A 13,440-nucleotide genomic window follows, 5' to 3' on the forward strand; every position below is an offset into this window, starting at 1 on the left:
CTTCCGGGCCCGTTTTTTGTGGTGCGTCAGGAGAATTCGAGCGACCGCTTCGCCAAGCCGTGCCAGAAACCGTCGATCACCGTGCGGCCCTCGCCTTCGGCCGAGCTGGCGCCGAGCGATACGAACAGCGGCGCGAAGTGCTCGATCCGCGGGTGTGCCATCGCGGCGGCCGGGGCCTTGTGCTGGAAGTCGAGCAACGCGTCGAGGTCGTGGGCACGCAGCGCCTCGTCGCCCCAGTGGTCGAATTCGGCGGACCATCCCGGAGGCGTTCCGTCGGTGCCGTCGACTTCCCGCATCGCGCGGAGGTTGTGGGTGAAGAATCCGCTGCCGATGATCAGCACGCCCTCGTCGCGCAGCGGCGCGAGCTTGCGGCCGAGGTCGTAGAGCGCCCGCGGGTCGAGCGAGGGCATGGAAATCTGCAGCACCGGTACGTCGGCGTCAGGGAACATCTCCACCAGCGGCACGTACGCGCCGTGGTCGAGGCCGCGGTCCGGGGCGTCGTGCACCGGGGTGTCGGTCGAATGCAGCAGCTTGCGGACCTTCGCGGCGAGCTCCGGAGCGCCCGGTGCGGCGTATTTGACCTGGTAATAGCGCTCGGGGAAGCCCCAGAAGTCGTAGACCAGCGGGACCGTCGTGGTCGCCCCGAGCGTCAGCGGAGCCTCCTCCCAGTGCGCCGAAACGACCAGGATCGCGCGAGGTTTCGCCAGGTCAGCGGACCACTGCGCGAGCTGGCGGGTCCACGTCGCGTCGTCGGCGAGCGGCGGCGCACCGTGGCTCAGGTACAGAACCGGCGTGCGGGTCGCCATGGCTGCCTCCAAATGTTTGAAAGTTCAACTACTATCGTACGCCTCCTTCGCGGACTTGGCGAATTCGTGCTCGGCTCCCCGGCAGATGCGGCAGACTCGCCCGGTGAAGTTCTTCTGCTACCACCGGGACCGTCCGGGCTCCGCCGCGTTGCGGGCCGAGTTGCTCGAGGCGCATTGGTCCTACATGGACGGTTTCGCCGAGGAACTGATCGCTCGCGGCCCGACCTTGAACGGCGAGCTCCCGACCGGAAGCGTGCACATCGTCGACCTCCCGGACGCCGCCGCGGCGCGGGAATTCGCTTTCGCGGAACCGAATTACCAGGCCGGTGCGTACCGGGACGTCCTGATTCGCCGCTGGGACAACGCTCTTGGCCGCACCATGTGGGAATTCCCGGGCGATCCGGAGGCCGCGAACCTGTATTTGGTGCTGGGCTTGGGTTCCGGTTCCCCCGTCGACCTTGAGCCAGCCGACACGGAGACCTTGATCGCCTATGGTCCGCTGTGGTCCGACGACGGAACCGCCTGGCTCGGCACAGCAGCCTTGGTGCAAGCCGCTGACGCCGATACGGCCCGCGGACTCCTCGCTGCGGAGCACTACGCCGCGATCGAGGTGCACGACTGGGCGCCCGGCGGCCGTTCGTGATCGTCAGCGGGCCGAACGCCAGACGATTCCGGCGGCGGTGAGCGCCGCGAGTGCGAGAACCACGGCGAAAACAGTTGATCCGGTAGCGATTCCGAGGACGTCACTGAGATAGCCGGTGGCGACGGGCAGGAGTGCGGCGGGAAGGTAGCCGCCGAAGTTGAGCAGAGCGTTGGCCTCGGCGCGCCGCCGTTCGGGTACGTGAGTGCTGATCAGCGTGAGCCCGCCGAGTTGACCGAGTCCCTGCGCGGCTCCCGCGAGCACGGCGGTCACGACGATGGCAGCGATCCAGTGCGCGTGGACAGCGACCAGCAACGCGGCCATGCAGGCCACCCCTGCCGCTGCCCCCGCGAGCAGGATCGTGCGAACCTCAAACCGCTTCGCCGCGAACTGAACCGCGGTCGCCGCACCGAACATCACGAACGCCGTGACTCCGGCGAGCAGGCGATTGCTGGTGCCGAGCACGCTGGCCAGCAGTGCCGGTCCGAGGGAAAGCACGAACGACGTCGACGTGATTCCCGGGGCGAAAACCGCGATCCCGAGCGCGACGTACTTGCGCTGCGCCCGCGGTACCGTGGGGATCCGCATCCAACCGCCCGCACCGGCATCGACCGGACGCCGAAGCGGCAGCCGAACAACCACGACGGCCGCGCTGACCAGGAGAACCGCCGAAACCGCGAAGATCGTCACCGTCGGCCCTGGCAGAGTTTCCGACAACGCCCCGGCGAGCAGCGGCCCGAGTCCAGCCCCGAACACCATCGCGGTTGACGCCGCGAGCGTCGCGGTGCGAGCGCGTCCCGGCCCGCCGACGTCAACCACGGCGGCCATTCCCGCCGAGACGGTGATGCCGACCGCGAGTCCCGCCAGCAACCGAGCGATCGCCAACGCGAGCACCGACGTCGCGACGGCGAACAACCCGCAAGCGACCAACGCGAGCAAAACACCAGGCAGCACAACAGGTTTGCGCCCGAGCCGGTCAGACGCGCGACCTGCCACGAGCAGCGCGGCCAGCAACCCGGCGATGTAGGCCGCGAAGATCACCGTGAGCGTGCCAGCGGAGAACCCGAGCCGGTGCTGCCACAGCACGTACAGCGGGGTCGGTGCGTTCGAAAGCACGAACACCGCCGTGACGGGCCACGCGGCGAGCCAGGGACTACCGGTCCGCGGGGGTGCGACGACGGTCATGGATCCTCCAGTACGAGATTATTCGAACTAGTACGAGCGAACTCGAACATAGCAGTAGTTCGACTAATCTCGTACTGGAGTGGTTGAATGAGGTCATGCGCTCGTCCCCGGTGACCGACCCGGATACCCCGCCCGCCGAACTGCCGCCGCCCCTGCCCGAACCGGCGCGAGAAGACCTGCGGCTGGAAGCGGTCCTGGGTGCCCTGAGCGACCCGCTGCGGTTGACGATCGTGCGAAAACTGCTGCTGGAACGCGAGGCCTACGACCATCCGTGCGGCTGGTTCGGCTTCGACCGTCCGAAGTCGTCGCTGACCCACCACTTCAAGGCACTGCGGGAGGCGGGCGTGCTGCGTCAGCGCCAATACGGGCTGGAACGACGCAGCCGGGTGCGCGTGGAGGATCTCAACGCCCGCTTCCCGGGACTGCTGGACCTCGTCGCGGACTGGCAGCCCAGCGCGGGCGCCTAGCGAGCCGTGCGGGGTCGAGCCCGCCGACGGTCGAGGTCAGTCGTGGGCGAGGTCGGCGAACCGGCTGTAGTGCAGCTGGTGCGCGACCACGATCGTGCTCGTCGGACCGGCACGGTGCTTCGCGAGGATCAGGTCGGCCTCGCCGGCGCGCGGGTCGTCGCGTTCCCAGGCGTCTGGGCGGTTGATCAGGATGACGATGTCCGCGTCCTGCTCCAGCGACCCGGATTCACGCAGGTCGGACAGCATCGGCTTCTTGTCGGTGCGCTGTTCCGGACCACGGTTCAGCTGGGAGATCGCGATCACCGGCACCTCGATCTCCTTCGCCAGCAGCTTCAGCTGGCGGGAGAACTCCGAGACCTCCTGCTGTCGCGATTCGACGCGCTTGCCGGACGTCATCAGCTGCAGGTAGTCGACGACCACGAGCCGCAGGTCGTGCCGCTGCTTGAGCCGGCGGGCCTTCGCGCGGATCTCCATCATCGTCATGTTCGGCGAGTCATCGACGAACAGCGGGGCTTCGGACACCTCGCTCATCCGCCGGGCCAGCCGCGTCCAGTCGTCGTCGGACATCTTGCCGCCGCGCATGTCGGCGAGGCGGATTTTCGCCTCGGCCGAGAGCATGCGCATCACGATCTCGGTCCGGCTCATTTCCAGCGAGAAGATGACGCTGGTCAGGCCGTGCTTGATGGAGGCGGACCGGACGAAGTCCAGTCCCAGTGTCGACTTGCCGACACCGGGGCGGGCCGCGACGATGATCATCTGGCCGGGGTGGAGGCCGTTGGTCAACTCGTCGAAGTCGGCGAATCCGGTCGGGATGCCCTGGGACTGGCCGCCGCGCGAGGCGATCGCGTCGATCTCGTCCATGGTCGGCTGGAGCAGGTCCTCCAGCGCGACGTAGTCCTCGCTCGTACGGCGTTCGGTGACGTCGTAGATCGCGGCCTGCGCGCGGTCGACGACCTCGTCGATGTTCGCGCCGTCGGCCGCCGCCGCGCCGTAGCCGTACTGCACGATGCGCGTGCCCGCTTCCACGAGACGGCGCAGCACCGCCTTCTCGGCCACGATCTCGGCGTAGTAGCCCGCGTTCGCCGCGGTGGGCACGGTCGCGATGAGCGTGTGCAGGTACGGCGCGCCGCCGACGCGGCCGAGTTCGCCGCGCCGTTCGAGTTCGGCCGCCACCGTGATCGGGTCGGCCGGTTCGCCGCGGCCGTAGAGGTCGAGGATGCAGTCGTACACGGCCTGGTGCGCGGGCCGGTAGAAATCGCCGGGGCCGAGCGCCTCGATGACGTCCGCGACCGCGTCCTTCGACAGCAGCATGCCGCCGAGCACCGACTGCTCCGCCGCGATGTCCTGCGGCGGCTGGCGGTCGAAGCCGCCGGGGCCGGGGTCGCTCGGACCCGGATCGGACTCCGCGTACGCCGGACCGCGGTCATCGGTCACCGCCACTGCCCGGACACCTCCCTCGCCCAGCCGTCGTTCCGGCCGGCCCCGTCGTCTCGCGTGCGCCTGTCCCTGTCCCTGTCCCGAACCGCGTCCGCCGTCCGCCTCGCGAAGAGGTCAGTCCAGGCGAACACCTGTTCGAGTATGCCGGAATCGGCCCGGCTTTCCCACCTCGCCCGTCCGGCTCTCTTCGATGATGGACCGGGCGGTTCCCCGCACCGGTGACCGCCACGCGGAGCCACCGGGAGTAGTGGGCGCGAACGCACGCTAGATCCCCCGGAAGGACGAGCGCAATTCCGGGTGTTGACCGTGCTGTGGACAACCTGTGGATGACTGGGGGCAACGAATCACAGGTCTCCGCGAGCCTGTGGACAAAGTGGGGACAGCGCAGAACGGCCTCACTGAATCCGCAGGTCAAGGCCTGTGTAGAGACTGTGGAGAACTTCGCCAAAACTCGTCCGGCGTGTCGTGTCGAACTCCTTCTTCGGCGTGTCGCACCGGTCGCCGTCCACTGCCCTGTGGATGGTTGCTACGCACGGTAGATCACCGACCCGATGGGCTGAACGAAGGAGAATTCCTCACCTGGCCCACCTGGTGACTGCGGACAGTGAGTAACGAGGCAAAAGCCCAGGTTAACCGGGCGCAAACACGAAACCGGGTGAGGTTCACCGGCCAGACACCTTGCGGTGCCGTGCCGGGAACCCCACCCGGAGTAACGCTAGGGCCGCTCAGCCCAAGGCGCTCTGCGCTTGACGCAGCCGTTCGGAGATCGTCTGCCTGGACCAGGGCGTGTACACGAGGATGGATTCACGACCCGGGCGTTCCTCCATGAGCCAACGCCCCTCGTCGATGTCGACGAAGTTGATCGGCTTGGGAATCCGCCTGCGTGCGCCGCTTGCGGTCCTGACGGCGACGTACAACGCGCCATTGCCGATGCGTGGTGCCTTCATGATCCGCTGAATCTCCTTCAGCGGGGAAGCCTGTTCCTTCCGGCTCTGGTCGTTCATCATGATCGAAGTTCGCGGCTCGCCCGCGTTATGCGGTCGTCCGGTCTCGAATTCCTTGCGGTCGACAAGCAGGGCTTGCCCGGGAGGAGTCCGGGCGGCCGGAATGATGTCGAGGAAGGTTTCAAGGAGCAGCTCCGGCCGTTGCCTGGTGACGGCGACCCTCGGCTCGCGGCCAACCCGGACCAAGCCGAAGCCGCCGCCGTTGCCACTGCCCACCAGCGCGGAAAAGTTAGCCGGGCTTCCGTCGTCGAACTGGCCGTCGAACCAGCCGTAATACTCCAGGTGCGGATGGGAGATCGAATCGATCAACGCGAGCAGATCGCGATCTATCCCCCGCGGGCCCATCAATCCGGCCTGCTGGAGACCTGCGTTGACCTGCTCGTCGAGCCTGCGCTGGTCCTCCGGTACGTAGAACGCGGCCGTCTCTCCGATGACCTTGTGCGGCTCCGCACCACGTCGCCGGATCAGGTTGCACAGGGTGTAGGCCGTGAAGGTCACGGGACGGTCGAGGGTGATCACGTCGCTGACCCTCATTCACCGATGACCGGCGGAACGGTCATCTGGTCGGAGCCGAAGATGTCGTTGCCGTCTTCTTCCAGCAGGTACTTGGTCTGGTGCTCCTCGTCTTCCTGGCCCTTGCCGCCCTTGGCGCCGCCGCCCATGCCTCCCATGCCTGCCGCACCGGCCTTGCCAGCTGTTCCGGCACCGGCACCACGCATGCCGCCCACGCCTCCCGCACCGGCCCCAGCACCGGCACCGCCTGCCGCGGCACCGGAACCGGTGCCGCCGGGGCCAAAGCCTGCCCCGCCGAATCCGCCGGGTCCGAAGGCAGCGCCGCCGCCGGCACCGCCTCCACTGCCAGCGCCGTAGCCGCTGCCGCTACCAGTCGGGCCGAAGGAGCTCGGGTCGAACTTCGCCGGGTCAGTCGTCGGTGGCGTCCAGCCCGAGGTCTTCGTGCCGTCGTCAGGCGGCACAAACTGACCTGGCCCGCCGGGACCGCCTGGCGGAGTGAACCTCGGAGGGTTCGTTTTCGGCGGAGTGAAGCCGCCGCCACCGCCTGGCGGGGTGAACCTCGGGGGGTTCGTTTTCGGCGGAGTGAAGCTGCCTCCACCGACGCCACCCGGCCCGCCGCTGAATCCGCCGCCGATACCGCCAGGGCCGGTGCCCGGCCCGCCGCCGTACTTGCCGGGGTCGGTGTTGCCGTCTGAGATGTTGTTGCCCTGCCAGACGTTGTACTGCGGCATCCCGCCGGCGTTCTGGGAACTCGAACCGTAGTACGCCGTGTAAGCCTGGACGTTCGTCTGGCTGTTCTGGTTGTACTTGTCGATCTCGTCGTCTTTATCGCTGAACGGCTGGTGGTCGTACCACTTCATTTCAGGCGGGTCTTTGGGTAGTTCCTGGACCTTGCCGTGCACATCGTGAAACGCGTCGACCTGGTTGGTCATGAAGGTCTGGCTCGTGCCCAGATTTTTGGCAGAGTCGTCGTGCCAGATCTTGAGCGCATTCGCGCCCGACTGGGCCGCGCCCGCGCTGCTGCCCTGCCAAGCACTGTTCATCTTGTTGTTCAGCGCATCGATTTGCTGAGAGCGAGCTGCGTGCAGCTTCTGAAGCGTGTCGGCTGCGCTCCTGCCGCCGTCGAGCGAACTGGTGTTGCCTTTGCTGATCTTGTCGTAAATCGTGTACGCGTCGATCGACCCGCCGCCGACGTTCGCTTGCAGATGGTCTGCGTGCGGCCCGCCGCTGAAGATGCTGGATGCCGCACCGACCAGGCCGCCGACTACGCCGCCGACGACCGCCCCTTCCGGCCCCAGCACCGCACCGTAGGCGGCTCCGACCGCCGCACCCTTAGCAGTGTTCTTCAGCGTGCTGCCAGTGCTGTTGTCCTCATTCCCCATAATGAGAATCTTCCTTCCGGGCCTGCTAGAGCCGTGTGGCGATCAAGAAGCTGTCTTGAGGTGGTTGATCATCGCGGCGCCGATCTTGGTCAGCGGCTCGCACGGGTTGTCGAGGTTTTTGCCCTTCGAAATGGAATCGACGATGACGACAGTGAGCTGATCGGTGACGCCGATGACGAGATCGCATACGCCGTTTTTGCGCGAGTCGTGCCCAGCCGTGAAAACCGCCGGGTAGCCACTGATCTGGGTCGGCTCGAAGTACGCCTGGCGCGATTTCGTCGCGTAGGTGTCGGCGAGGCCGTTCTTATTCTGAGGGACCGGCGCGAGAGTGACCCCGTTCGCCTTGAGGTCCGGGTCTGAGGACTGCCAGTCGCACCCGCGTGGCGTGATGTCGTTGAGCTTCCCAGGCGAGGCGAGGCCGACGGCATTGGCGTCGTCGCCGAGGGCCGAGCACGGATCGGCGAGCAGCTTCTCGGTCGGAAGCGGTGCCGGGACCTTCGGCACGCCGTTGCTCGACGAGTTGTCGGGACTCGACGGGCTGGGGTTGCCGGGCGCGGGGGTTTCAGCAGTACCGCCGGTACCGCCGCTGCAGGCGGTCAGCAAGCTGAGGGCTACGACAGTGCCGGCAGCGAGCCGGGCGATGTGTTTTGGCATGTGCTGATCAGAGCCCACTCTGTGTCTGCTTCTTCATGGCTTCGGCGTTGTGCAGCTCGGTTATGGTGATCTTCTTCTTCGCCGCGATGAGCGCGTCGATGAAGTTCTGCGTGTACGTGACCATGCTCTCGTGCTCGGTCAACAGGCTCTTCCCTGAAGGGTTGGCACCCCGTTCGACGAAGGTATGGCTGGCCACTTCGTCGGCGGGCGGCGTCACCGACGCGATGGTCTCGGCGTGCTGGCGGTCCTTGTGCAGGTCGGTGAGCAGGTCTTTCCACTGCCCGATGACTGAGTCGACCTCGTCTTCGGTGAACTTGTAGCCGCCGGCCTTGCCGTAGCTGCCCACCATGATCGGCGGGACCGGGGGCACCTGGACCCCCGGGTTTCCGCCGGACGCGGGTGATCCTTCAGGCATCTCGCTGGCCCCCTTACAACCCATGCCTCGCTCTTCCCCGGCGAGATCAGCGTCTTGGATGTTAACGCACGCGAGTTGGTTCCCGCTTGATGTTGGCAAGTTCGCACGAGGGCTTCTGAGCTGGGCATCTGTGGCGGTTTCCGGTCAAGCGCGCTCGACCCGGCTGGTCGCCGTCGTCGAAACGAAACCGCCCCCAGGAGAATCTCCCGGGGGCGGTTTCGCGGAAAAAAGGCGCGAACGTCAGTTCGCCGCCACGGCCTTGACCTCGAGGCGGAGGTCCACCTTCACGTTCGGGTGCAGGCGGGCGTTGACCGAGTGCTTGCCGACCGTCTTGATGTGGTCGCGCAGGTCCAGGACGCGCTTGTCGAGCAGCGGGCCGCCCTGGGCTTTGATCGCGTCGACGATCTCGCCGGCGGTGATCGAGCCGAAGAGCTTCTTCGAGCCCGCCGCGGCCTTGCCGGTCAGCTGGATCGCGCCGAGGCTCTCGAGGGTCGCCTTGATTTCCTTGGCGTGGTCGAGGTCGCGGATGCGGCGGGATTCCTGTGCGCGCTGGATCGTGCGCACGTTCTTCTCCGCACCCTTGGTGGCCACGATCGCGTAGCCGCGCGGCAGCAGGTAGTTGCGGGCGTAGCCGTCCTTGACCTCGACGATGTCGCCGGGGCCGCCGAGGTTCGCCACGTCGGTGGTGAGAATGATCTTCGCCATGACTAGTGCTCCCCTCAGCGCGCGGTGGACGTGTAGGGCAGCAGAGCCATCTCGCGCGAGTTCTTCACCGCGATGGCGATGTCGCGCTGGTGCTGGCTGCAGTTGCCGGTGACGCGACGGGCACGGATCTTGCCGCGGTCGGAAATGTACTTCCGCAACAGGTTGGTGTCCTTGTAGTCGATCGCTTCCGGGCGGCCCTTCTTCTCGGCCTTGCAGAACACGCAGACCTTCTTCTTGGGCTTGCGAATGGGTGGCTTGGCCACTGTTGTACTCCTGGAATTCTAGAAAGAGATGAGATCAGAACGGGGGTTCGTCGGAGAAGCCTCCGCCGCCACCGCCCGCGGGCGGGGCCGAGCCCCAGGGGTCGTCGGCGGGCGCGCTGTTGCCGCCGCCGCCGCGATTGCCGCCGCCTCCGGTGAAGCCGCCTCCGCCGCCGAAGTCACCACCGCCGCCGCCACCGCGGCTGACCTTGTTGACCTTCGCCGTCGCGTAGCGCAGCGACGGGCCGATCTCGTCGACCTCGAGCTCGACGACGGTGCGCTTCTCGCCTTCCTTGGTCTCGAACGACCGCTGCTTCAGCCGCCCCTGCACCACCACGCGGGCGCCCCGCGTGAGCGACTCGGCGACGTTCTCCGCCGCCTGCCGCCAGATGTTGCAGCGCAGGAACAGCGCCTCGCCGTCCTTCCACTCGCCGGTCTGCCGGTCGAGCGTGCGCGGGGTGGACGCGACGGTGAAGTTCGCGACCGCCGCACCGGACGGGGTGAAGCGCAGCTCCGGGTCGGACGTCAGGTTCCCGACCACGGTGATGACGGTGTCTCCAGCCACGGATGGCGTCCCTTCGGATCGGGCTCGGATCAGGCCTTGGCGGGCGCGGGCTTGGCCGCGGCCTTGACCTCGCGGCGCATGACCTTGGTGCGCAGCACGGTTTCCTGCAGCGACAGCTGGCGGTCCAGTTCCTTGACGGCCTCGGCCGTCGAGTTCAGGTCCAGCAGCGCGTAGATGCCCTCGGCGTTCTTCTTGATCTCGTACGCCAAGCGACGGCGGCCCCACACATCGACCTTCTCGACGCTTCCGCCCGAAGTGCGGATCACGTTGAGGAAGTTGTCCAGCGTGGGCGCGACCGTGCGCTCGTCGAGCGTCGGGTCCAGGATGACCATTACCTCGTAATGGCGTGACATAACCACTCACCTCCTATGGGCTCGCGGTCACGGCGGTTCCGTGACAGGAGGGTTTGTCCAGGTAAGCGTACCCGGCGGGTCCGACAGTCCCGTCCGGCGGGTCAGCTGACGCGGCGCAGCACCCAGGTGCGGACCAGCCCGGCGGTGACGCCGGCCAGCACGATCACCGCGAGCAGCATCGGCAGCTGGACGTCCGAGGCTCCGCCCTGGCTCGCCAGCGCTTCGGCGTTGCCCGCGTTGCGGATGTCCGGGCCCTGCTGGCCCTGCGGGTCCTGTCCGGCGGACGGCTGCTGCGGCAATGCGCCGGAACCGGGCAGCGCGCCGTAGCGCGCGCCGGGTGCGACCGCGGTGCCCAGCGCACCCGGGCTGCCCGGGGTCGCGGTCGGGATGTTGCCGTAGTCGCGCGGCGGGGCGATCCCGGTCGAGCCCGGCTGGTAGTTGCCGAGCGGGTTGCCGCCGCTGTTCTGCCCGGGCGCGCTGCCGTTCGGCTGCTGGGAGCCGCCGTTCGACGGGGAATTCGAGGACGACGGCGCCTGGTAGTTGTTCGCCGTCGTGGTGAGCCCGCACGCGGACGCGACCTCGCTGCGGATCCCGTTCAGCACCTTGGTCTTGGTGTCGGGCAGCAGGCCGATTCCCGGCGCGTCCTTCAGTGCGTCCGAGACGACCTGGCCGATCGCGTCGCCGCTGATCGTGCCGCCCGCGGCGTTCGGGATCTCGCCGACCTGCAGGTTGCCCTTGTTCGCGATGGCGTTCGCCAGCGAGTCCGGCCAGACGGTGGCCAGCCGCCAGAAGTTCACCTGGTCCCTGGCCGACTGGCGGACGATCTCCTTGACCGCCGAGCCGGGCATGGCGACCGCGTCCCCCATGCCGCCGGTGACCGCGCCCGTGCACTGGTTCGCGAGCGTGGTCGCCGCGGACGCGGTGCCGGCGCCCAGGAACGTGCCGCCGGTGAAGAGGGCGGCGAGAGCGGTGACGGTGAGTGCTCGACGGGTTCGCTTCCAGGTGGGGATTTTCCGCACGAGCACTATCCTCCGGGGTCCGCGGGCGTGGTTCGTCGCATCAGGAACAACGAATGGACTCCGGCAAAGATACTGGTGAGTTGGCCTAAACCGCAGCGGCCATTCGGCGGAGTACCCAGGTGCGGACCAGGCCCGCACTGACTCCGGAGAGTGCTAAAACTGCCACCAGAACTGGCCAGTCCAACCCGTTCGTGTGGTTGCCGCCAGTACCGGGCAACGCCTCAGCATTACCGGCGTTCTGGATCGTGCGGTCGCCGCCCTCCGATCCGTCCGGGTTGGCAACGCCGTACTGCGGCGCGTAACCCGGGATCTGGCTGCCGTACCGCAGCGACGGCGACGGGCTGAAGAGTCCGGCCATCGCCATCGGGATGCCGCTGTAATCGCGCATCGGCGCGTAGCCGGTGTTGTAGCCGTACGACAAATCGCTGAAATTCGGCAGGAAGGCCGAGAACGGCGCGGCCCCGCCGCCGGCGTAATCGCCGAGCACCGGACTGGTCGAGCCCGGCATCTGGGACTGCTGGTCCGGCGAGCCGCCGCCCTGCTGCGGGCTGCCGCCATTGCCTCCGGACGGCGGTTGCTGCGGGCTCTGGCCCGGGTTCTGCTGGCTCGGCTGGCTGCCGCTGACGGCCTGGCCCGCCGTGGCGACGCCCTGCTGGAGGCTGTTCGTGCCGCCCGCGACCGCGCCGTTGACCGCGCTCGCGGCGGGCGCGCCGACCACCGGGACCGGCGCGACGACGGTGTTGACCACGTTCACCGTGACCTGGCAGACCGTGCCGAGCACCGCGTTGATGGTGCCGGTGAGCACGCCGGAGGTCTGGCCGACGACGCCGAGGTCGATCGGGAGGCCGAGCAGCGGAGTGGTCGCCTGGACGTGGTCGCCCGGGTGAGCGGTGATGGTGGAACCGCAGGGTGTCGTCAGGGTGCCCGCGGACGCGGTGGCGGGGGCGGCGAGCGCGGCCGAGCCCGCCAGGACGAAAGCGGCGGCGCCCACCGCGGTGGCCCTCCGTGCCCGGTGCTGCTGCATGGCCGTCGACCCTTTCGTCGCGTCCGTTATCACTGCCTCGCTGTGGACAACGACGGTAACGAAGACGAGTGACGCCCGCCTCCCCTCCGAGGTCAGGCATTCGGGTGGAAGCGGGTGCTACTCAGCGTCAGATAGGTGAGAGAGAGTCAGGCGGGCTTGCGGCGCAGCCACGCGCGCACCAGCGCGGCGGCGACCATCGCGAGCGCCAGCACGGCGATCAGCAGCGGCAGCCGCGCGGGCGGGTTGGCCGCGGGCAGTGCCTCGGCGGTGCCGGACTTCTTCGCGTCGACCGTCGGCACCTGGCCCTGCTGGGGCAGTTGGCCGGGCACGACCTGGGTGACGATCGGGGCCTGCACGAAACTCGCCGGGAGCATCGCGGCACCGGTGAAGATGCCGGACACCGCGTCGAGGCCGGACAGTCCGCCGCCGGAGGTCACCGGGCCGAGCGTGTCGCCACCGGGGACAGGCTGGCCCGGACCGCCGGGGCCCGGAGCCGGGGACGGCGGGCGGGGCGTGGGGTTCGGCGGCTGGGGCGTCGGCTGCGGGCTCGGAATCGGGGTGCCGGGCAGCCCGCCGACCAGTTCCTGAGTCGCGTTGCCGACGCCGTTCGCCGCGTTCTGCGCAGTCGGGCACAGCGTCTTCCCGGCCAGGTCGCCAGCCGCCGGGGCTTCGCCGACGCCCAGCGTCCGGACGGTGTCGCCGACGGGAAGGGTGAGCAGCGTGTTGTTGCCGTCGGTCTGCTTCGCCTTCGAATCGAGGCCGACGGTGAGCCGGTTCGGCGCGTTGAGCGGAGCGCCCGCGTCGAGGGCGAGGCCGTTGCCGTCCTTGCCGTTCTGCAGGGTGGCTTGGCAGTCGCCGTTCAGCGTCGGGTTCGGGTCCGCGGAGGCGGATGCGGGAAAGGCCAGAACCGCCGACAGCAGTGGCGCCGCGAGCGCGACTCCGAGTGCGACCGTCCGCCCAGCGCGTTTCCGCATGCCTTTCCTCCCCCGACCGGATCACGGAACGCGCTCA

General features: G+C 68.3%; 16 protein-coding genes. 2 read left to right on the forward strand and 14 right to left on the reverse strand.

The features are described from left to right. Positions 1–26: 26 nt before the first annotated feature. Positions 27–806: a dioxygenase family protein gene (locus H5411_RS29930; RefSeq protein ID WP_183125761.1), complete on the reverse strand. Its 780-nt coding sequence runs from the start codon at positions 804–806 to the stop codon at positions 27–29. Between the two features lie 103 nt (positions 807–909). Between H5411_RS29930 and H5411_RS29935 the strand changes: the two genes are divergently transcribed. Continuing rightward, a complete protein-coding gene (locus tag H5411_RS29935) occupies positions 910–1,449 on the forward strand; it encodes a YciI family protein (RefSeq protein ID WP_101440932.1) in 540 nt (179 codons plus the stop codon). A gap of 3 nt (positions 1,450–1,452) precedes the next feature. On the opposite strand, the gene H5411_RS29940 is transcribed toward H5411_RS29935, so the two are convergent. Beyond that, the gene (locus H5411_RS29940; protein ID WP_183125762.1) at positions 1,453–2,631 is read right to left on the reverse strand and encodes an MFS transporter; all 1,179 of its coding nucleotides are present in this window, start codon (positions 2,629–2,631) and stop codon (positions 1,453–1,455) included. A 95-nt stretch (positions 2,632–2,726) separates the two neighbouring features. Here H5411_RS29940 and H5411_RS29945 point away from each other — a divergent pair, with 95 nt between their 5' ends. Continuing rightward, positions 2,727–3,098 (forward strand): ArsR/SmtB family transcription factor, encoded by a 372-nt coding sequence (locus tag H5411_RS29945; RefSeq protein ID WP_101436749.1) that lies wholly within the window; start codon positions 2,727–2,729, stop codon positions 3,096–3,098. A 36-nt stretch (positions 3,099–3,134) separates the two neighbouring features. Here H5411_RS29945 and dnaB read toward each other — a convergent pair whose 3' ends face one another. The 12 genes from dnaB to H5411_RS30005 form a co-directional block, all read right to left on the reverse strand. Further along, positions 3,135–4,538 carry a replicative DNA helicase gene (dnaB, locus tag H5411_RS29950; protein ID WP_037364212.1) on the reverse strand — a complete coding sequence of 468 codons (1,404 nt, stop codon included), beginning with the start codon at positions 4,536–4,538 and terminating at the stop codon, positions 3,135–3,137. 722 nt (positions 4,539–5,260) lie between these two features. Next, a complete protein-coding gene (locus tag H5411_RS29955; RefSeq protein ID WP_312878650.1) occupies positions 5,261–6,058 on the reverse strand; it encodes an ESX secretion-associated protein EspG in 798 nt (265 codons plus the stop codon). 11 nt (positions 6,059–6,069) lie between these two features. Continuing rightward, positions 6,070–7,434 (reverse strand): hypothetical protein, encoded by a 1,365-nt coding sequence (locus H5411_RS29960; protein ID WP_183125764.1) that lies wholly within the window; start codon positions 7,432–7,434, stop codon positions 6,070–6,072. Between the two features lie 42 nt (positions 7,435–7,476). Continuing rightward, positions 7,477–8,088 (reverse strand): DUF3558 domain-containing protein, encoded by a 612-nt coding sequence (locus H5411_RS29965; RefSeq protein WP_183125765.1) that lies wholly within the window; start codon positions 8,086–8,088, stop codon positions 7,477–7,479. A gap of 7 nt (positions 8,089–8,095) precedes the next feature. Continuing rightward, entirely contained in the window at positions 8,096–8,503 is a 408-nt protein-coding gene (locus tag H5411_RS29970; protein ID WP_246369431.1) for a hypothetical protein, read from the reverse strand. Between the two features lie 240 nt (positions 8,504–8,743). Continuing rightward, a complete protein-coding gene (rplI, locus tag H5411_RS29975) occupies positions 8,744–9,208 on the reverse strand; it encodes a 50S ribosomal protein L9 (protein ID WP_101436753.1) in 465 nt (154 codons plus the stop codon). Between the two features lie 14 nt (positions 9,209–9,222). Next, complete coding sequence (rpsR, locus tag H5411_RS29980; RefSeq protein WP_037364233.1) at positions 9,223–9,471, reverse strand: 30S ribosomal protein S18; 249 nt, start codon at positions 9,469–9,471, stop codon at positions 9,223–9,225. Positions 9,472–9,505: 34 nt separating this feature from the next. Then, positions 9,506–10,033, reverse strand: coding sequence for a single-stranded DNA-binding protein (locus tag H5411_RS29985; RefSeq protein WP_101436754.1), 528 nt, complete (start codon positions 10,031–10,033; stop codon positions 9,506–9,508). Between the two features lie 29 nt (positions 10,034–10,062). After that, positions 10,063–10,386, reverse strand: coding sequence for a 30S ribosomal protein S6 (gene rpsF / locus H5411_RS29990; RefSeq protein WP_093572314.1), 324 nt, complete (start codon positions 10,384–10,386; stop codon positions 10,063–10,065). 101 nt (positions 10,387–10,487) lie between these two features. Next, on the reverse strand, positions 10,488–11,411 hold the full coding sequence (locus tag H5411_RS29995) for a hypothetical protein (protein WP_183125766.1): 924 nt from the start codon (positions 11,409–11,411) through the stop codon (positions 10,488–10,490). A 79-nt stretch (positions 11,412–11,490) separates the two neighbouring features. After that, the gene (locus tag H5411_RS30000) at positions 11,491–12,396 is read right to left on the reverse strand and encodes a hypothetical protein (RefSeq protein WP_312878651.1); all 906 of its coding nucleotides are present in this window, start codon (positions 12,394–12,396) and stop codon (positions 11,491–11,493) included. A gap of 179 nt (positions 12,397–12,575) precedes the next feature. Beyond that, complete coding sequence (locus H5411_RS30005) at positions 12,576–13,403, reverse strand: hypothetical protein (protein WP_183125768.1); 828 nt, start codon at positions 13,401–13,403, stop codon at positions 12,576–12,578. Positions 13,404–13,440: the final 37 nt, after the last annotated feature.

Origin of the sequence: Amycolatopsis echigonensis (assembly GCF_014174495.1) — a bacterium.
Classification (GTDB): Bacteria; Actinomycetota; Actinomycetes; order Mycobacteriales; family Pseudonocardiaceae; genus Amycolatopsis; species Amycolatopsis echigonensis.